Origin of the sequence: Streptomyces sp. NPDC051907 (assembly GCF_040681075.1) — a bacterium.
Classification (GTDB): Bacteria; Actinomycetota; Actinomycetes; order Streptomycetales; family Streptomycetaceae; genus Streptomyces.
In genome coordinates this window covers 111,542-130,438 of record NZ_JBFAYB010000003.1, presented here as the reverse complement: position 1 = coordinate 130,438, position 18,897 = coordinate 111,542, and the positions used below count along the sequence as shown (strand labels likewise).

Annotated in this window: 20 protein-coding genes and 1 pseudogene; 13 read left to right on the top strand and 8 right to left on the bottom strand. The window is 70.0% G+C overall.

The genetic code is table 11. The features are described 5' to 3' along the window. Positions 1-11: 11 nt before the first annotated feature. Positions 12-530 (bottom strand): GNAT family N-acetyltransferase, encoded by a 519-nt coding sequence (locus AB0M39_RS03155; protein WP_365359529.1) that lies wholly within the window; start codon positions 528-530, stop codon positions 12-14. After that, positions 521-1,762 carry a helix-turn-helix transcriptional regulator gene (locus AB0M39_RS03150; RefSeq protein WP_365359527.1) on the bottom strand — a complete coding sequence of 414 codons (1,242 nt, stop codon included), beginning with the start codon at positions 1,760-1,762 and terminating at the stop codon, positions 521-523. Before AB0M39_RS03150 ends, AB0M39_RS03155 begins: the two co-directional genes overlap by 10 nt. Positions 1,763-1,970: 208 nt before the next feature. On the opposite strand from AB0M39_RS03150, the gene AB0M39_RS03145 reads away from it, so the two are divergent. The 5 genes from AB0M39_RS03145 (at position 1,971) to AB0M39_RS03125 (ending at position 4,881) form a co-directional block, all read left to right on the top strand. After that, positions 1,971-2,369, top strand: coding sequence for a hypothetical protein (locus AB0M39_RS03145; protein WP_365359526.1), 399 nt, complete (start codon positions 1,971-1,973; stop codon positions 2,367-2,369). Beyond that, on the top strand, positions 2,366-3,049 hold the full coding sequence (locus AB0M39_RS03140; RefSeq protein ID WP_365359524.1) for a DUF6875 domain-containing protein: 684 nt from the start codon (positions 2,366-2,368) through the stop codon (positions 3,047-3,049). Before AB0M39_RS03145 ends, AB0M39_RS03140 begins: the two co-directional genes overlap by 4 nt. A 71-nt stretch (positions 3,050-3,120) precedes the next feature. Beyond that, positions 3,121-3,873, top strand: coding sequence for a protein kinase (locus AB0M39_RS03135; RefSeq protein ID WP_365359522.1), 753 nt, complete (start codon positions 3,121-3,123; stop codon positions 3,871-3,873). Then, a complete protein-coding gene (locus AB0M39_RS03130) occupies positions 3,768-4,334 on the top strand; it encodes a GNAT family N-acetyltransferase (protein ID WP_365359520.1) in 567 nt (188 codons plus the stop codon). Before AB0M39_RS03135 ends, AB0M39_RS03130 begins: the two co-directional genes overlap by 106 nt. 250 nt (positions 4,335-4,584) lie before the next feature. Then, positions 4,585-4,881, top strand: coding sequence for a DUF6087 family protein (locus AB0M39_RS03125; protein WP_365359518.1), 297 nt, complete (start codon positions 4,585-4,587; stop codon positions 4,879-4,881). Between the two features lie 97 nt (positions 4,882-4,978). On the opposite strand, the gene bagY is transcribed toward AB0M39_RS03125, so the two are convergent. From bagY to bagB, 4 genes are all read right to left on the bottom strand, one after another. After that, on the bottom strand, positions 4,979-6,085 hold the full coding sequence (bagY, locus tag AB0M39_RS03120; protein WP_365359516.1) for a LuxR family transcriptional regulator BagY/FevT: 1,107 nt from the start codon (positions 6,083-6,085) through the stop codon (positions 4,979-4,981). A 121-nt stretch (positions 6,086-6,206) separates the two neighbouring features. Beyond that, positions 6,207-6,569, bottom strand: coding sequence for an SAV_915 family protein (locus tag AB0M39_RS03115; RefSeq protein WP_365359514.1), 363 nt, complete (start codon positions 6,567-6,569; stop codon positions 6,207-6,209). 4 nt (positions 6,570-6,573) lie between these two features. Beyond that, positions 6,574-7,680, bottom strand: coding sequence for a bagremycin/ferroverdin biosynthesis 3,4-AHBA synthase BagC/FevH (gene bagC / locus AB0M39_RS03110; protein ID WP_365359512.1), 1,107 nt, complete (start codon positions 7,678-7,680; stop codon positions 6,574-6,576). Between the two features lie 18 nt (positions 7,681-7,698). Beyond that, on the bottom strand, positions 7,699-8,472 hold the full coding sequence (gene bagB, locus AB0M39_RS03105; protein ID WP_365359510.1) for a bagremycin/ferroverdin biosynthesis DhnA-type aldolase BagB/FevI: 774 nt from the start codon (positions 8,470-8,472) through the stop codon (positions 7,699-7,701). A 158-nt stretch (positions 8,473-8,630) separates the two neighbouring features. Here bagB and bagA point away from each other — a divergent pair, with 158 nt between their 5' ends. The 8 genes and pseudogenes from bagA to bagI all read left to right on the top strand — a co-directional run bounded on the left by bagA (position 8,631) and on the right by bagI (position 16,051). Then, positions 8,631-10,229, top strand: coding sequence for a bagremycin/ferroverdin biosynthesis tyrosine ammonia-lyase BagA/FevW (gene bagA / locus AB0M39_RS03100; protein ID WP_365359507.1), 1,599 nt, complete (start codon positions 8,631-8,633; stop codon positions 10,227-10,229). Further along, the gene (gene bagE, locus AB0M39_RS03095; protein WP_365359505.1) at positions 10,226-11,554 is read left to right on the top strand and encodes a bagremycin/ferroverdin synthetase BagE/FevW; all 1,329 of its coding nucleotides are present in this window, start codon (positions 10,226-10,228) and stop codon (positions 11,552-11,554) included. The genes bagA and bagE overlap by 4 nt, the downstream gene beginning before the upstream one ends. Positions 11,555-11,569: 15 nt before the next feature. Then, a pseudogene (locus AB0M39_RS03090) lies at positions 11,570-11,689 on the top strand (3-deoxy-7-phosphoheptulonate synthase); the annotation flags it as partial. A gap of 44 nt (positions 11,690-11,733) precedes the next feature. Beyond that, a complete protein-coding gene (locus AB0M39_RS03085) occupies positions 11,734-11,916 on the top strand; it encodes a hypothetical protein (RefSeq protein ID WP_365359777.1) in 183 nt (60 codons plus the stop codon). A gap of 131 nt (positions 11,917-12,047) precedes the next feature. Further along, a complete protein-coding gene (bagG, locus tag AB0M39_RS03080; RefSeq protein WP_365359502.1) occupies positions 12,048-13,427 on the top strand; it encodes a bagremycin/ferroverdin biosynthesis FAD-dependent oxygenase BagG/FevA2 in 1,380 nt (459 codons plus the stop codon). Between the two features lie 131 nt (positions 13,428-13,558). Then, positions 13,559-13,930: a bagremycin/ferroverdin biosynthesis copper chaperon BagZ/FevE gene (bagZ, locus tag AB0M39_RS03075; RefSeq protein WP_365359500.1), complete on the top strand. Its 372-nt coding sequence runs from the start codon at positions 13,559-13,561 to the stop codon at positions 13,928-13,930. 34 nt (positions 13,931-13,964) lie between these two features. Further along, a complete protein-coding gene (bagH, locus tag AB0M39_RS03070) occupies positions 13,965-14,888 on the top strand; it encodes a bagremycin/ferroverdin biosynthesis o-aminophenol oxidase BagH/FevF (protein WP_365359498.1) in 924 nt (307 codons plus the stop codon). Between the two features lie 209 nt (positions 14,889-15,097). Then, a complete protein-coding gene (gene bagI / locus AB0M39_RS03065; RefSeq protein ID WP_365359496.1) occupies positions 15,098-16,051 on the top strand; it encodes an AfsR/SARP family transcriptional regulator BagI/FevR in 954 nt (317 codons plus the stop codon). Between the two features lie 127 nt (positions 16,052-16,178). Here the strand turns inward: bagI and bagJ are convergent, their stop codons facing one another. Together bagJ and bagL are read right to left on the bottom strand one after the other, a co-directional pair. Further along, entirely contained in the window at positions 16,179-17,537 is a 1,359-nt protein-coding gene (bagJ, locus tag AB0M39_RS03060; RefSeq protein WP_365359494.1) for a bagremycin/ferroverdin transporter BagJ/FevB, read from the bottom strand. An 890-nt stretch (positions 17,538-18,427) separates the two neighbouring features. After that, positions 18,428-18,868 carry a MarR family transcriptional regulator BagL/FevM gene (bagL, locus tag AB0M39_RS03055; RefSeq protein ID WP_365359492.1) on the bottom strand — a complete coding sequence of 147 codons (441 nt, stop codon included), beginning with the start codon at positions 18,866-18,868 and terminating at the stop codon, positions 18,428-18,430. Between the last annotated feature and the right edge of the window lie 29 nt (positions 18,869-18,897).

The window sequence follows — 18,897 nt, the reverse complement described above, 5'->3', positions numbered from 1 at the left end:
CAATTCCACGGCTACTTGGAGTCGGTCTCCAGCGTGCGCACCATCACCGCGTACATGGGAGAGTCGTCGGAGGGCTTGGCCTCGTCTCGCTTCTCATAGCCCCACTTCTCGTACAGGGCTTGCACCTTGGGGTGCGAGGAGTCGACGAGGAGTGTCACGAAGTCCACGTCGACCGATTGAATCAGCGCGTCATGGATCTGCTGCGCCCGGCCGGTGCCCTGCCACTGGGGCATCACCATCAGCTCGGACAGGGCGAAGATCCGGCCGCGCACGCCTCTGGGCCGATCCGTTCCCTTCCACCAGCCGCCCGGTTTGAACTTCGAACCGTACGTGTACCCGACCGGGCCGCCGTTCTCCCACCCTGAGACGCACCGCCAGTCCTCGCGGCCTGACCACAAGTCGACGAAGTACGAGAACCTTTCGCGCGAGTGGAACGGGGCAGGATCGTTCGCATACACCTCGTCGTGAATGTCCAGGAGCATGGAGCGGACGTCCCCTGCGTCAGCGTGCGTGTACCACCTCAGGTCCATCGGCGTGACTCCTCGATCCAGCGCACAACCTCGGGCGCCTTCGTGTCTGCGGCCTCGATGACTTGGCGCGTTCTGGCAAGCGTGTTCGTCGTACGCTGCGACCCGGACACGGGCAGCAGCATCTCGTACGCCCTCCGTCCGGTTGCGCAAGCCAGTTCCGCTTCCCCCTGCCTTGCCTGGGACAGCGACAGGTGCGCCGTGTAGAGCCCCTGGTTGCGGATCATGCCGCCTGGGATGGCTGCGAGGGCACGATGAAGGCAGAACTCGGCCCGCTCGTGATCCCCGAGCGCTGTCCAGACGTACGACGAGAGGGCGTCGAACTCGGCCCGGCTGTAGAACGCGATCCATGCCGATGGCTGCTCGTCTCGGGCCCGTCCGAATGCCTTCCCAGCGAGGTTCAAGACCCGCAGCGACTCCGTGGGCTGATGCAGCCTGGCCAAGGCGTTGGCATGCCGCAAGTGCCCCAGCGATGCGTACAACGGGTCGCGCCGGGCCACCGACGAACGCTTCATCACCTCCGCGCCGGCCGCAGCCTCGGCGTGGTTCTCCCGCTGGCTGGAAGTGAGCATCAAATGGTCCCAGACCCGGTACATGGTCTCGCTGTCGCGCGCGAGGCCCGCGAGGGTGAGGGCCTTGTCCAGGTGTGCGCGTGCGCGCTGCGGAGCGCTCGCATCGATGGCCGCAAAAGCCGCCAAGCACGTGACGTCGGAGGCGAGTCGGTACATCTGACGCCGAACGCGGTCCGAGGCAGCGCCGTCGGCGAGCGAGGACTGAATACGCGACGCGAGCTCGACGCCCCTGTTCTCGATCCGCCGCGTTCCGCCGACCCGCGAGTCATCGCCCAGCAGGTCGGCGTACTCCAAGTGAAATCGGTCGGCGTCGGACTGCCCCAGCCGCAAGCGTCGTGCCGGGGTGGCAGCGGCGACGGCAGTTCCGGTCGCTGCGACAAGGAAGGTACGGCGGTGCACTGGGTCCTCCGCTTGTGCGGCAGTACGTGGTGGCTCGAACCCTAAAGCCGAGACGGGACACCCGAACACTGCTTCCAGCGCGGCGCAGGTGCGACCGATCGGCCTGCGAGTGCTCCCGTTGAGCAGATTCCGCACCGTCCGCGCAGAGACGTCGCCCGGCCTACCTCCGAGCGCTTCGAGCGCGACATTCATCTGACGCGCCAACTCCTCCTGAGTAAGGCCGAGTTCGTCCATCCGGCGCTTGAGGATGACGTTCGCTCCCATGCAACAGAACGTAGCCGGGTCCGTACTGTCCGAACCAGCCGCTGGGTATTGCGGGCGTAAAGTCTTCCGGTTCCGTGCAGGCAGCTCTACGGCAACCTTTCCTGTCCGTCGCCGTCTCACGGTCGTTGACTGGTCATACCTCGCACGGCTGATGACAGGCCGAGGCGGATGCATCACCACTCGAAAGACCGTCGAGAGGAGCACCACCATGAGCACCACCACGATCGAGCGCCGCGAGCTCGGCCGCTTCCTGGCCATCGCCGGGCAGCGGTTCGAGAGCGGCGAGGGTCTGACCGAAATGTTCTCGCGGGCGGTGGACGCCGAGTGGCACCACATGCTCGCCACCCCCGAGTACGCCGCTTTCAGCACCGAGCATGCCGGGGCCGTCCTGGGGCACCACGAGATGAACGGCACCGGCCCGATCGGCTGGGTGGCCGCGTACGAGGAGGTGTACGGGCCGCTGCCGGAGGTCTGGTTCACTGACGAGAAAGGCGTCCTCGACGAGGCCGCGCTCACCCGCTACAGGGAGACCGGCAAGGTTGTGGCCGAGTGGGACTGCGGCCCCACCAGCGGGGACGGCGACGACGCCGCTCCGGGCCCTCGGTGACCGTCACGCGCATCGACGGAGCGTCCCGGTCGACTGCTGGGGCGCTCCGCCTCGTTGAGGGCAGCACCACCAAGCCGCAGTCCATCGACATCACGGGGTACCTACGGCAGATGACGGACTACTGCCCTTACCTCTCCCCCTCCGTCAAGCAGGGGCTGACCACCTGGACCGTCTATTACGCCGACGGCAGCGCGGACGCTGTGGAGGCCGAGATGTTCCATGCCGGCGTACAGGCCGCCGAGTGGCTGCGTCCCCTGATTCACCGGCCGCATGGGTTACTTCGGTGCGAGAACATCGTCATCCTGGGCGAGGGCCCCTGCACTCGGCTTCACGACCTGTTGGCGTGGCCGCACTGGGCCCTCAAGCGTCTGTACGGGCCCGTGGGGATCATGTTCGGCAAGTTCTACGCGGGCGAGGAAGAGAACACGCGGGTCGGCGAACGCATCCCGGCCGCTCCGGTCTCGTTCCTCCCCGTGAGAGCCGCCGTCCGCCGACGCGACCCGAAGTTCCTCCACGCAACCCCCGACCTGGCCGCCGCGCTCGCCGTGGCTGACGACGACGGCCACGACGTCTTCGAGCACATCCCCTATGACTGGACGGAGATCCGCACATGGGCGAAGCGCTTCCTCCTCCCGGTGAAGCCGTCGGCCTCCTCAAGGACCATGTCGGTGAGCCCCTGACGACCCGGCTCCTGAGCGATCGGCGGGGCTCTCGGGCTTGGAAGGTCCAAGGCCCCAAGGGCGCCGTCGCGTTGAAGGCGAATAGCCCCGACGGCGAGACCTCACGTGACAAGGCCGCCGAGATGGCCCAAGAGGACGACCACATCGTCCGCCTCACCGACGCGGGCGCGCTCAATCCCGGCTATCGGGTCGCCGCCGGTCCGTGGGAGGGCGGCCGGTGGCTCGCGGTTCGCTGGGTCGACGGCGCTCCGATGTGGCGAGCGTTCGCTCTGGCACGTGGACCCGAGGGCGACCGTCCCTCCGTACGCCCCTGGCTTCTGGGCGTCGCCGGGACGTGGGCTGAGCGCCTCGCCCGGATGCATGCCGCTGGGTGGGCCCATGCCGACGTCCAACCCACCAACACCCTGATCACGAACAACGGCTGCGCTGTGGTCATCGACTTCGCCCTCGCATGCGGCCCCAACGATGGGTCGCGCCTGCCCTACCGTGGCGCGCTCACCCACACCACAGCCCCCGAGATCGCGGACGCCATCCTCGCGACCACCCCGGACACGCATATCCAGGCAGAGCCGTCGGCCGACGTCTGGGGACTGGGCGCGACGCTGTTCTGGTGCTGGACCGGACACCGGCCGGTCTCCTACGAGGACGGCACCCCGCGCGAGGACAAGCTCAAGGCGATCGCAAAAGCCACGACGCTCCCTCTCGACGACGTCCGCCCATGGGCGTTCCCCCAGTTCGAGGAAGTCATCCGCGCGTGCCTAGCCGCCGCCTCGGAGAACCGGCCGTCCTCAGCGGATCTGGCAGCCGTCCTCGGGGAATCGTGACCGCGCTCCGGCCACTCGCGTCCTCAGACGCTCCGGCGATTCGCCGCATATACAGCGGGACCGCCGTGACGTTTCTCGGGCGCCCGGAAATGACCGATCCGGAGGCCGAGGAGTACGTGGTGCGGGTGCGGGAGTGGGCCGCCGCCGACCCGATCGAGCAATACATCCTCGGCGTGGACATCGGCGGGGACTTGGTCGGCGTCGTCAAACTAGGTCGCCGCCCCGGTGGGCACGGACGGCTGAGCTACGTCGTGCGTGGAGACTGCTGGGACCGGGGCTACGCGACGAGCGCCGTCCGGGACCTCGTCGTCTTCGCATTCACCACCGCCGGCCTCGAATCCCTCGGAGCCAAGCACCACCCCGGCAACCCGGCCTCGGGTCGCGTGCTGACCAAGGCGGGATTCACGCGGCTCGGGATCCGACACGGGATGATCGAGTACCACCTGACCGACAGACCTTGAGCGTCCAGCGGTCTGGCCATCACGTCATGGCTGCGTACGTAGTCGCACGGTCCCGTATGAACCGGTGCGGACCCAGGGTCGAGCGAGACTCGCCCACACATGGAAAAACCTCTGACCTGCATTTCCACTGGTCAGAAGCCCTGAGGGGCAGACGAACCGGATCGACGACTGCCCGTCGCTGCGCTGGGAACACCGGCTCGCCTGAACCGCTACCCTCCGAGGGAGCCGCCCCCAGCCCGTAGGAAGCACGATGGACGACGAGCCGCTCTCCGAATGGGCCGAGCGCCGTGACATGAAAGTGGGACGGCTCCGTGCGGTCCCTCTCGTCCCTGGCAAAGGCTTGCAGGGGGCGCATCTGAATCCTGACGCGCCCCGCGTGATCGAGCGATGGAACGGGCACATCTGGGAGTTCCACGGCTTCGCTGTGAACCTCGCCGAGGCACAGCGCGTCCTGTATCCCGACAGCACGGTCGCCCCAGCCACGGGGCCGGCGCCGAAGCTCGGTCCCGGAACCGGTAGGCACCGGAAGCCTCAGGCTCCGCGATAGTCCTGGCAACGAGCTTCATCCGCGATCCAGATTCGTTGCCACCCTCGAGAACCGCCCTCGCGGCCCGTGCCCCCCTCTCGCCCTCGTACAGCTCCCCCTAGTCCCTCCGGCCGTTGGAGGACGGGCTCACCGGCTCGTAGTACTCGGTGAACAGCTGGCCCACCAGCTCGCCGCGGCTGGTCACGCCGAGTTTTTCGAAGATCGCCTTGATGTGGTCGCGCACGGTGTGCGGCGACAGATGGAGCTCCTCGGATATGCCCCGGGTGGACAGGCCGCGCGCCACCCGCTGGGTGACCTCGAGTTCGCGTTCCGACAGCTCGTAGGCCTGCACGATGAGCGGCGTGACGTCGGAGATCGGGGCGCGTTCGATGATCACCGCGGAGGTGCCCACCCGTCCGTCGGCCCCCCGCAGGCAGGACGCGTGGCACACCAGCCAGCGGCCGGTGCGGGTGCGCATCCTGATCCGCGCGGTCTCGCCGCCGTGCTCCTCCGCGATCGCCCTGGCCCGCATCGCGGTGCCGTGCACCCACAGCGGTACGCGGATGCCGAGCGCGGTGAGCGAGTAGGGGCCCTCCGGCATCTCCTCCAGATAGCGCCGCGCCTCGTCGTTGGCCGAGACGAGCGCGCCGTCGGCGTCGAACAGCAGCAGCCCGGTGCCGGTCAGAGGGTCGCCGGAGGGCTCGGGGCGCTGCTTGGCGTACGCCCTGAGCAGGCGGGCGATCGGCGTGCCCAGATCCTCGACGAACCTGCGCTCCCCGGCCTTGAACTCGGCTCGCCCCTTCTCGCGGAACAGGCTGACGTACCCGTGCGGCCGGCCGTCCACCCGCAGCACGGCCCGCAGTTCGTCGTGGACCCCGCGCGGCGCCAGGAAGCCTCGGTACAGAGAGCTGCGCTCGGGCTCTCCCCCGGTGCTCTCCCACAGGCTCGCCACCGGAACCGGGGCCAGCGCGAGGTCTCGGAACAGGTTGATCTTCTCCGTGAACAGCTCGTACTGCCAGTAGACGGCGCAGCTGTGATCCTCGATGTTCTCCGCGAAGATCGGCGACGTGATCATCCCGGTCTCCGGGTCCGTGGCCCGCCAGACGGCGGCGTCGTACGGGACCGCCCTGCGCAGTTGCGTCGCGAGCGTGCTGAACAGCGTGTGCGGGCTGTCGGCACGTCCGGCACGCGAGATGAGCTCGTCGCGACCGATCGCAGTGGGCATGCTCCGGCACTCCGTTCCGAGGTGGCCTACGGACATTGAGGTAAGCGTGCATGTCTCCAACTGAGTACCACCGTACGCTACTTGGCGATTCCAGGCCGGTGACGGCGGCCGGAGCCGGCCGTCACCACACCTCGTCCGGCAGCCACTGCACGTGCCGCGGCGTCCCCGCCAGGACGGGCCCGTCCGCAGGGACGTCCATGGCCGACAGGTCCGCCGCCTCCGGCATCCTCGGCATCTCCGGTCCGACGTAGAGCGGGTCGACGCGGATGTTTTCGATCTCGAGCGGCCTCAGCAGCGCCAGGAGTGCGGGCCGGGACAGCCGGATCCACCGCTGGGTGGGCCCCAGCGCCGCGTGGAGCCGTTCCTCGCCGGTGAAGGCGAGGCCGACTCGCTCCTGGTCGGCGCCGAGCCGGGCCGTACGCACGACGGCCGGCGCGCCATCGAGGTCGTCGACCCGGACCGGGACGAACAGAAGCGCGTCCACTACGTCACGTCTCGAGGCAGAACTCGTCGAGCGGGTAGCCGACGTGCCGGTCCTCCGTCGGCAGGAAGCCGAGCACCTTGTCGCCGGGCTTGAGCTCGGTGCTGTTGAGGACCTTGCCGCCCGGGCCGAGCACCCGCACATGCCAGTCGTCCTGGAGGATCAGGTTGACCTCGCGGCCGTCGGCGGCGACCGCGTTCACCGAGATCAGCGGCCTGGTCTCGATCTTGACCCGGCCGACGGTGACGAGCCGGGTACGGCCCTCGACGTCCGCGGCCACGATCTTGCTGCCCGCTTTCAGCTCGCTGAGGTAGTTGGTGCGGCCATCCTTGGACAGCGTGTACGAGTGGATGGCGCCGGCGTTCACCCGGAACGGGCGGGTCGGCATGTACGGCAGCGGGTGGGTCTCGCTGACACAGAGGATCATGCCCTTGGAGTGCGACCCGACCAGGATGCCCTCGTCCTTGCGGAAGTAGGTGCACGTGTCGACGCAGGCCCGCTCGCCCATGCCGACGTGCTCGGTGCTGACGACCTCGAGCTCGGTCAGGGTCAGATCGGGGGTCTCGGCGTTCACCACGGTCTTCAGGGCGGTCGCGTCGCCGACCTTGCGGGGCGCCATCATGACGCCGTCGGAGCCGTGCTCGAGCACGCCGAAGATGATCTCGGCCTCCTCGACGTCGGCCGCCACCGTGATCAGGCTGCCCCGGGAGGCGGCGGACGCCGCGATGACGATCTCCAGCGGGATCTTGGTGGGGTCTCGGAACAGCAGCAGGCTCCACTGCTCGGTGCGCGCCGACTGGCAGGCGTCCTCCAGCGTCTTCGCATCGACGATCTCCACGAACCGGCCGAACTCCAGCCCCGGGTGCTTGAGCGCCAGCTCGGCGGGGGTGATGTTGTGGAAGTCGGGGTCCACGATGACCACGGTGGCCTCGCCGAAGTCCTCCGGGAGGGCCTTGCCCCGGGGGAACAGCACCTTGGCGACGGTGGGGGGCAGACCCTCCAGGGCTGCCGGGTCCGCTGCGACGATGCCGTCGATCCGCTGATGCAGCGCCTCTTGGACGATGGCGTCCCGCGCCTCGTCGAGGTTGCGGATGTCCAGCCAACTGAGCTTCATGCGTAGGGCTCCTAGAAGTCACTCACTGTGGATGAGGCCGGCCAGCTTCGCGGCCATGACGCCGGGATCGGGCGCCTCGAAAACGTTGCGGCCCATGGCCACGCCTGCGACGCCCGCGCTCAGCGCCTCGCTGACATGGGCCAGGACCTGGCCCTCGTCGTCGTTGCGCGGACCGCCGACGGTGATGACCGGGACGGGCGAGCGGGAGGTGATCTCCTTCATCTCCGTCACCGAGCCGACGTACGGGACCTTCACCAGGTCGGCGCCGAGATCGGCGGCCAGGGTCACCGCGTGCGCCACCAGTGCGGGGTCGCGCGGATCGCTGATCCTGGGGCCGCGGGGGTACATCATCGCCAGCAGCGGCACGTTCCAGCGGTCGCAGGCGTCGGCGACCGCCGCCAGGTCGGATATCTGCCGCTGCTCGCCGTCCGAGCCCAGGTTGACGTGCACGCTCACCGCGTCCGCGCCCAGCCGCAGGCTCTCCTCGACCCCGGCCACCAGGTACTTGGCGTCCGGGTCGGGAGCGTGCACGGTGCTGGCGCTCAGATGGACGATGAGCGAGGTGCTGCCGAACCAGGCGGGATCGACGTGCCGGAGACTGCCTTTGTGCAGGACGATCGCGTCCACCCGGTTGGCGGCCAGCCGGCCCACGAGCGCGTCGAGCCCCTCGCCGCCGGTGATCGGTCCCTGGCTCACCGAATGGTCCAGCGGCACGATCAGCAGCCGTTCGGGATCGTTTCGAAAGAGGCGCCGCAGGCGGAGCCGCCTGCCGAACGCGCCATTGGAGATCATGGGGTTCCTCATTTCTCCGTGCCGGTCTTGGACCAACCCTGAAGAGCGCGGGTTTCTTCGGCGTCTCGTCCGCATATCGCGTGCGGCGCGTTTCCGATATCGACGGGAAACATCAGCCGTCAAGACTCGTGGGCAACCGGCGAGAAAGGTGTCCACAAGTGACGACCATAAAGATTGACGGGCACGGCCTGAGCATCGGCCAGGCCGTGGCCGCCGCATCCCGCGAAGGCTCGGATTTCGCGGTCTCGGAGGACGCGTTGCTGGCGATGAACGCCTCCCGGAACCTGAAGCTGGAGATCCTCGCGACCGGCAAGCCCATCTACGGGGTGACGACGGGCTTCGGCGACAGCGTCAACCGGCAGATATCGCCGGAGAAGACCGCACGGCTGCAGAACGAGCTGATCCGCTACCACCTGAACGGAACCGGCCCGCTGGCCTCCGACGAGGTCGTGCGCGCCACCGTGCTGATCCGCGCCAACTGCCTGGCCCGGGGCAACTCCGGCGTCAGCCTCCCCGTCGTGGACCGGCTGCTGGACTTCCTCCGGCACGACATCCTGCCGACCATCCCCGAGCGCGGCTCGGTCGGCGCCAGCGGCGACCTCGTCCCGCTCTGCTACCTCGCCTACGCGCTGACGGGCCAGGGCCAGGTGCGCTACCGCGGCGAGACACGCCAGGCCGCGGACGTACTGGCCGAGCTGGACCTCGAGCCCGTGACGCTGGAGGCCAAGGACGGTCTCGCGCTGATCAACGGCACCTCCTTCAGCTCGGCGTTCGCCGTCCTGAACACCGAGGCGGCGGCCGAACTCGCCGACGTGGCGGACATCTGCACCGCGCTGGCCAGCGAGGGCATGCTCGGCAACCGGGGCCACTACGCGCCGTTCATCCACAACGAGAAGCCGCACAGCGGCCAGGGCGCCAGCGCCGCGCTCATCCACGAGCTGCTCGAGGGCTCCGCGCTCGCGATGACCTACGACCAGGTCGTCGACCTGAACGTCCCGCTGGCCGGCCGGCACTACCAGAAGCTCGAGCGCAGCATCCAGGACCGCTACTCGCTGCGCTGCGCCCCGCACGTCAACGGCGTGCTGCGGGACATGCTGGACTGGATCCGCACCTGGATGACGGTGGAGATCAACTCCTCCAGCGACAACCCGCTGTTCGACCCCTCCACGGGCGCCGTGTACAGCGGCGGCAACTTCTACGGCGGGCATGTCGTCACCGCGATGGACTCGCTGAAGACGGCCGTCGCCGGCGTCGCCGACCTGCTCGACCGGCAGCTCGCGCTCCTGGTCGACGAGAAGTTCAACAACGGCCTCACGCCCAACCTGATCGCCCGGGTCGACGACGACGACACCGAGGCCGGGCTGCAGCACGGCTTCAAGGGCATGCAGATCGCGTGCTCGTCGCTCACCGCCGAGGCGCTCAAGCACGCGGGCCCGGCCTCCACGTTCTCCCGCTCCACCGAGGCGCACAACCAGGACAAGGTCAGCATGGCCCCGATCGCGGCGCGCGACGCGCGCAATGTGATCGAACTGACCCGTGAGGTCGCGGCCATCCATCTCCTCGCCGCCTGCCAGGCCGTCGAGCTGCGCGGCGTCGACGAGATGAGCCCTCGTACCAAGGCCGTGCACACGCGCATCCGCAAGGAGGCCCCCTTCGCCGCCAAGGACCGGCAGATGGACGGCGACATCGCCGCGGTCGTGGAGATGATCTCCTCCGGCGCCGTCACCGAGGCCGCGCGGGCGGGAGCGGATCTGTGACCGTCGCACTGAACGCCGAGGCCGCCGGCTCCGGGCCGGCGCCCGGCGCGCTGCCGGCCATCGGCGACTGGAAGACCTTCGACGAACTGCGGGCGCTCCAGCGGGAACGCATCGGGCCGACGCTGCGGCACGCCCTCGACTCGCCTTTCTACGCGAGGCGTCTTCAGGCCGGGCAGGAGCTGTCCGCGGTGGGCCTCACGGGGAAGTCGGACCTGCGCGACAGCTACCCCTTCGGCATGCTCGGCGTGCCCAAGGAGCGCCTGGCCACCTACCACGAGTCCAGCGGCAGCACCGGCAACCCCACCCCCGCCTACTTCACCGAGGCGGAGTGGACCGATCTGGCCGACCGGTTCGTCCGCAAGACCGTCCCGCTCGGTCCACAGGACACCCTGCTGGTGCGCATCCCCTACGGGCTGGTGCTCGCCGGGCACATGGCCCACTGGGCCGCCATGCGCGGCGGCGCGACCGTCGTCCCCGGCGACTGCCGCTCTCTCGCGGTGCCCTACTCGCGGGTCGTGCGCGTGCTGCGCGACCTCGAGGTGACGCTGACCTGGTCCACACCGAGCGAGTGCCTGCTGTGGGTCGCGGCGGCCAAGGCCGCCGGCTACCCCGCGGGTTCTTTCACGTCGCTGCGGGCGCTGTACGTGGCGGGCGAGCCGATGAGCAGCGCGCGTCGCCGCCGGATCGAGGAGATCTGGGGCGCCGCGGTCATCGAGGAGTACGGCTGCACCGAGGTCGGACCGCTGGGCAGCGACTGCCCGTACGGCCGGATGCACTTCTGGGCCGACCGGGTGCTGCCGGAGATCTACGACCCGCAGACCGGCGACGTCACCGCCGAGGGCACCGGTCAGCTGGTCATCACCCCGCTGTACCGCGAGGCGATGCCGTTGGTGCGCTACAACCTCGAGGACCTGGTGGAGCTGCGGTACGAGGACTGCCCGTGCGGGTGGAAGCTCCCCACCGTGCGGGTGATGGGCCGGCTCGGCCAGGGCTACACGGTCGCCGGGCGGCGCATCGGGCAGATCCAGGTGGAGGAGCTGGTCTACCGGCTCCCGGCCTTCTACGGCGTGCTGTTCTGGCGGGCCAGGGCCGAACAGGACCGTCTGGTCGTCGAGATCGAGGCGCCCGGCCCGGACGGCGAGGACGCCGCCGCGGCGCTCGCCGCGTCCGTCGAGGCGGAGCTCGAGGTGCCCTGCGTGGCCGGCGCGGTGCCCGAGGGCACGCTGGTGCCGACCGCGTTGCTGGCGGAGCAGCTGGACGCCATGAAGCCGCGGAAGCTGTTCGGGCCCGACGAGGACTGGGGGCAGGCCGTCGTCCGGGGCTGAGACAGGGTGATCGTGATGCTGCCGCGGTCCACGACGTCGGACCTCGCCGCGGTCGTGGCGCGGGTCGAGCCGGCGGGCGGCGAGGCGTTCGTCGGCCGCGGCACGAGCTGCGCCGTCGTCGGACTGGTCGGCGACGACGAGCAGTTCGGCACGCTCGTCCCGCTCGGGGGCGCGACCTCGTGCCGCCTCTCGCCCGGTCGGCGCCGGCCGTCGGCGCCGACGTGCGCCCCGACCCGGCGACCGCGCTGTGCGACGGACCCCGGGCGCTCGTCCTCAAGGACCTGGAGGAACTCGGCGCGGTGATACGCGGCGAGAGGGCCGGGCAGCTCCGGATCCTCGGCGGGGTCGACCCCCTGCCGTGACGGCGGAGGCTGCCGGGTCCGCCCCGGCGGCCGGTCGCCCACATCCTCCTCAAACGGGGGATGGGACGCGGCCTTGGCGGTTGGAAGAGTCTTCCCGTCCCGACAATCGACCGGGTCCGGGAGGACTGAGGATGACGACAGGCAAGAGCATCACGAAGCCGGCCACGGCGGAACTCTCCGAACGGCTCCGCGGGCGGGTCCTGCTGCCGGGAGACGACGACTTCGCCCAGGAGCTGGACGGGTTCAACCAGATCACCGAGCACTCCCCGGAGCTGATGGCGGTCGTGGCCGGCGCCGAGGACGTGCGCGAGGCGGTGGCCTTCGCCGCCGCCCGCACGATGCCGATCGCCGTCCAGGCCACCGGCCACGGCCCGTCCGTCGCTGCGGACGGCGGGCTGCTGATCAGCACCCGCCGGATGCGGGGCGTGAGCATCGATCCGGCCACGCGGACCGCCCGGGTCAAGGGCGGCGCCCAGTGGTTCGAGGTGATCGAGGCGGCCGCCGAGCACGGCCTCGCCCCGCTCAACGGCTCCTCCCCGCTCACCGGAGTGATCGGCTACACCCTCGGCGGCGGCCTCGGGCTGATGGCCCGCAAGTACGGCTACGCCGCCGACCGGGTCACCGCCGTGGAGATCGTCACCCCCGACGCGCAGTGGCACCGGGCCACCGCCGACCAGGACACCGACCTCTTCTGGGCCGCGCGCGGCGGCAAGGGCAACTTCGGCGTCGTCACCGCCCTCGAGTTCGACCTCGTACCGGTGTCGCGGCTGTACGGCGGCGGACTCTTCTTCGCCGGCGAGGCCGCCGCGGAGGTGCTGCATGCCTGGCGCGAGTGGACCGCGACCACACCGGAGGAGCTCACCTCCTCCCTGGCCCTGCTGCGGCTGCCGGACGTCGAGGCGATCCCGCCCTTCCTGCGCGGCCGGCTGACCGTGCACGTCCGGATCGCCTACCTGGGCTCGGCGGAGGACGGGAACAAGCTGGTCGAGCCCCTGCGCGCGGCGGGCCCGCTGGTCGTCGACACCCTGGCCGACATGCCGTACACGAGGTGCGGGGAGATCCACAACGACCCGACCGAGCCGATCCCCTACAACGAGCGGTCGTCGATGCTCCGCGAGCTGGACGAGGCGGCGACGGACGCGCTGCTGGCGCTGGCCGGCCCGGGCGCCGACTGCATCGACCTGGTGGTGGAGCTACGGCAGCTGGGCGGCGCGGTCGGGCGGCTGCCCGAGGCGCCGAACGCCGTCGACCACCGCGACGCCGCGTTCGCGCTGTCGACCCTCTCCCTCCCCGACAACCGGCCCCCGCTGGTGGTGGACGGCATGGCGGCGTGGGGCACCGGGCGCCGCTACCTCAACTTCCTGGCCAGTCCCGACACCGCGGACCTCGCCGAGAGCGGCTATGAACCGGCCACCTACGCCCGGCTGGCCGATATCAAGGCCCATGTCGATCCGGACAATCTCTTCCGGTTCAACCACAACATCGCGCCGCGTCCCACCGGCCTGACCTAGGAGAAGAGCCGAGCAGCACCGCTACGGACGCGCCGGCCACCGGCGCGCGATACACCACCGATATATCCCCTTGGCAGGCTGGCGCGGGACGCCTACCACTATTTGGCGGTTTGTCAATCGGGAGGACAAGAGTGAAACGACGTGACCTGATGAAGGGCATGGCGGGCGCCGCAGCGATCGCGGCGGCGCCCGCCGCCGTCATCCACGCGGGCAACACCTGGGCCGCCGCGAACGACGACGCGGCCGCGCCTCAGGGGGCCGAGGAGTCCGGGGACCTGCACACCGAGCAGTACCGGGGCCGCACGATCACCGTGTCGAAGAGCACCGAGAAGGTGCACATCGACGGCAGGGAACTGCACCTCATGAAGCTGGGCGAGGGCGCCTACCTCAGCGCGACGTGCCACTACCGGTTCGAGCCGACCCCGCTGGCCGCCGGCCGCCAGGCCGTCGACGAACTGCGCGGGGCGAACCTGCTGCCGTCCGCCGGCCACCGCCATGCCTGACCCGGCCGCGAGAGAACCGAGAGGGAAGAAGCCGATGGTTCCCGTTCGCAAGAACCACCTCGACATGACCGCCAGGGAGAAGAAACGCTTCATCCGTGCGCTGCTCCGAGTGAAGGAGGCAGGCGTCTACGACGAGCTGGTGCGGATCCATATAAAGATCAACTCGGGCGACTACCTGGACAAGGACGGCGGCGTCGGCAAGCGCTGGGGTCATATGAGCCCGGGCCTGTTCCCGTGGCACCGCCAGTACCTGCTGATCCTCGAGAGGGCGCTCCAGCGGTTCGACCCCACCGTCACCATCCCCTACTGGGACTGGACCAAGGACCAGAGCACCGACTCGCCGCTGTGGGCCGACGATTTCATGGGCGGCAACGGCCGGCCCGGCGACCGCAAGGTCATGACCGGCCCGTTCGCCCGCTGCAACGGCTGGAAGCTCAACATCAGCGTGGTTCCGGTCGGCGACGAGCACCCCGCGTTCAACGGCCACTACACCTCGGACGACCGGGACTACCTCGTCCGCGACTTCGGCGCCACGAACCCCGTACTGCCGACGTCGAAGGAGCTGGAGGACACCCTCGCCATCCCGGCGTACGACACTCCGCCCTACAACTACACCTCCGGCTACGGAACCGAGACGCAGTCCCTGCGCAACCACCTCGAGGGGTACGCGAAGTTCCCCCATGAGGCCAACCTCGGCAAGCTGCACGGCGCCGGCCACACCTGGGTCGGCGGCCACATGCTGTACATCGGGTCGCCCAACGACCCCATCTTCTTCATGCACCACTGCTTCCTCGACAAGGCATGGTCGATCTGGCAGCAGCAGCACCCGGACGTTCCGCAGTACCTGCCGGTGGAAGAGCACCCGGACGTCCCCTCGCTGCACACCAAGCTCGCGCCCTGGTACACCATGGCGCCCGCCGATCTGCTGGATCACACGAAGTTCTACCGCTACGAATAGCATTTCCCGGGGGGACCAGGAAATACTTTTCACGATCGCCGCCCTGCGCCGAAACCACAGTTGCCATCGACATTCCTCTAATGCCGATGGCAGCTCTATTGGCACAGTCACGGGCGTTCGCTCGCTCGCGCTTCAAATTTTCGCACATCACTCACGGGGGTATGGATATGTGCGCCGACTATATATTCGGAATACTTGGCCCGCTGCTCGTGACGGACGGCGGGGAAGAAATCGAGATAAGCGGGACCCGCAGGCAGAAGTTATTAGCGGCGCTGCTTCTGCAGCCGAACCAGATGGTCAGCCTCGACCGGCTCGTCGACGCCATGTGGGAGGACCAGCCGCCCGCGTCCGCCCACGGGCAGATCCGTATCTGCGTCTCCGGCCTGCGCCGCCTGCTCAGGGGCGGCGAGCGCGACAGCGTGATCGAGACGCACCCGTCCTGCTACCGGATCAGGGTGCACGACGACGCCCTGGACCTGTTCGCGTTCGAGCGGCTGGTCTCCCAGGGGCGGGCCATGGTCCGCGACAACCAGCTGGAGCGCGCCGAGAGTCTGCTGCAGTCCGCGCTCGCGCTGTGGCGCGGACCGGTCACGGCGGGCCTCGACAGCTCGGCGCTGGCCGCGCTCGTCGTCAGGCTCCACGAGGACCGGCTGACGGTGCAGGAGGAGTACTTCGACGTGGCGCTGATGCTGGGGAGGCATCAGCAGATCATCGGCGATCTCACCGGCTTCGTCACCGAGAACCCCTTTCGGGAGCGCGCCTGCGCCCAGCTGATGCTGGCGCTGTACCACTCGGGCCGCCAGGCGGACGCCCTGGAGACCTTCCGCACCGTCAGAATGCGCTTCTCCGAGGATCTCGGCATCGAGCCGGCACGGGACCTGCGCGTCCTGCACGAGTCGATCCTGGTCGGGCGGCTCCCCTCGGCGGACCCGCATCCCTCGGACGCACTGACGCCGCCTCCGGCGCGCTCCCATGGTCGCCAGAGCTGCCCGGCCGGCGTCGCACTGCTCTCGCGGACCTCGCCGAACACCGTTGCGGACGACCGGATGGAGCAGCTGCGCCACGAGAACGACCTGCTCCGCGTCGAACGCGACGGGCTGCGGCGGATCCTGTCCCGGCGCCTGCATCTCACCGACACCGATCCGGACGCCCCGGCCTCCTGAACACGCGGACGGCAACGCCCCTCCCCTGGTTCCCATCGGAGCGAGCCAAGGGAGGGGCGCTCTCATGTCGTCGCCGGCACGGTCCGGGGCCCTCCCACGGGACGGGCCCCGGCCGTACGCAGCCCGGTCAGGCCTCCTGCTGCGCCCGGGCGGGCGGGAGCATCGTGGCGATCAGACCCGCGAGCAGCGGAAGCGCCGCGACGACGGCGAGCGCGCTGGTGAGGTCCATGTGCTCGGAGAGCGTTCCGGCCGCGGCGGAGCCGATGCCGCCGCCGACGAAGAACAGCAGGTTGAGCACGCCCATGGCGCCGCCGCGCTGAGCGGGCTCGAGCCGGCTGGAGAGCACGGCGGTGGTGAGCACCTGGGTGGCCGCGAACGTCGCCATGCCCATCGACGTGCCGATCAGCATGACGACGATGCCGCCGTCGACGATGCCGACGGTCCCCAGGAACGCCGCGCAGCTCACGGCGGTCCCGGCCAGGAGCAGGCTGCCGCCCTTGCCGACGGTGAGCTTGCTGGCCACGCGGGCGGCCACCGCGCCGACGACCGCGCCCGGCAGCAGCCAGGCGCCGATCTTGAACACGCCCCAGCCGTACTGCACGGTGAGGATCTGCGGCACCGCGTACATCGCGGCGAACAGCCCGGCGTAGCCGCCCACGCCGATTATCGCGGAGACCAGGAAGGTCCGGTCGGTGGCCAGTTCACGCGAGAGGAACCCGTCGGGCCGCTTGCCGATGTGCATCACGAGGCCCGCCACCGACAGCACGAGGAGCACCGCCAGCGCGACGACCAGCGGGGTGTCGAGGTCGAGGGAAGAGGCCTGGATGAGCAGGAGCAGCGAGGTCGCGCTGGTGCCCAGCAGGACGCCGCCCAGCACGTCGACTGCCTTGCCGTAGCCCGGGCGGGTGGCCGCGAGCTCCAGGCAGAAGGGGATCAGCAGCAGCGAGAGCGCCGGCAGCACCAGGGTGAGCCGCCAGTGCATCCAGTCCGTCACCATGCCGCCCATGAGGGTGGCGGTGGAGGAGAAGAGCGCCATGGACGCCCCGAAGATCCCCAGGATCTTCGTACGGTGTTCGGGCGCCGCCGCCGACGCGAGCGTGAGAGCGCTGGAGGTGATGGCGCCGGAGCCCGCCGCTTGGACGAACCGGCCGGCGACTAACGTGCCGAAGTTCGGGGCGACCAGGCACAGCACCGCGCCGACGGCCAGGAACATCGCTCCCGTGAGGAGGGTGTTGCGCACGCCCCACTTCTCGGAGAGCCGCCCGAAGAACGCGGTGCCCACGCCGAGCGCGAGGGCGTGCGCCGTCAGCACCCAGCCGGCGACGGCCGGACGGACCTCCATCGACATGGCGACATCGGGCAGCGCCACGCCCGCGGCCGTCACTCCGAAGATCACGGGACCGAAGAGAGCTCCGAGCCTGAGCCCGGTCAAACCCGCACCGGGTGCGCTTCGCGGCGGGGCCTGCACCGCGCTGTTGGTCGTCATCGAGAGTCTTCCCTTCCAGGATTCGTAAGGTGTGCCGAGTCGGCGACGTCGGGTGGTCGAGGGCTCTTCGCACACGGCGAGATGTCGTGGGTGAACCGGAAGAGGTTCTCCGGGTCGTACCGGGCCTTGGTCTCGGCCCAGCCGCGCGCAGTCGGTGGGCGCGCAGCGCCGCTCCGCCGGCCGGGCGGTCCCCGGTCCGGCGAGGAAGTCGAAATGGCTGCGGCCCGTTCCCCGTGCGCCATGCCGTCCACGAGGTGCTCCGGGTTTCCGCCGGGCGGCCCGAGCGCGGTCGGGCGGTACGCGGCGTCCCGGTGGCCGACCCCGCCCGGCGCCGCGGCCAGTCGGCCGAGCGCGCGGCCCCTGCGCCGGAGACTCGACCACGGTGTCCGTGCGGTCACTGCCGGGGCCTTCGAGGCGGAGCAGGTCGTCGGCCGCGTCCGGGCCCGGCTCGCGCGGCATGACGGAGCGTTCGTCGTACGGGACGGGGACCGCCAGGTCGTGTGACGCGCGAGGGGCCGCGGCCGGTCGCCTGGACCGCCGTCGGCAGTCCGGTCTCGGCCGCGAGGGCGACGGCCTTGCGCGCCTGCGTCGCGTCCCGTGCGCCGAGGGCCGTCGCGGGCCGGTGCCGCGAGACCCGGTCGGACCCGGCGGCATCGGCCGCGTATCCGTCGTCCCCGGGTACCGGCGCCGGACCGGAAAGGCGGCCGGCAAGCCTTTGCACGGTTGCCGGTCTGTCCATGCGTCAGCCCTCCCAAGCGGAGCCAGTCGGTTCGCTGATCACACTTCCAGCGCCGGCTCGGAGGGCCCATCCCCCTATTGAGGGGAGGTGGGCGTCAGCGGTGCGGACCCCTGGTTTCCGGCCGCCGGGGTCCGCACGCGCCGCAGGCGGACTACGCCGGCATGTCGCCCAGGACGCGGAGCATCTCGACCAGTTGGCTCATCCGCTGCTCGCCCAGCAGGTCCTGCACCCGCGCGTGCAGTTGCGCGGCCTCCTCGACCGCCTCGGCCAGACGCCGGCGGCCGGTTTCGGTGAGGGCGACGATGCGGCGCCTGCGGTTCGCCGGGTCCATCTCCTTGGTCACCAGACCGCGCGCCTCCAGGCGGTCCAGCAGGACGGTGAGTGTGGAGCGGTCGACTGCCGCCAGGGCGCCCAGCGCGGACTGGTCCAGGCTGCCGTGGTCGTCCAGGGCGAGCAGCACCGCGAACTGAGGACCCGTCAGGTCAGGCAGGCGCTGCTGCCACAGCGTCGTCCACGCCTGCCCGGCCCGGCGCAGCTGATGCGGCAGCGCCTCTTCCAGTTGCGGTCGTGGTCGGGGGCTTGTGTTCGTCATGACGACCAGTATATTCAGTACAAGGATAT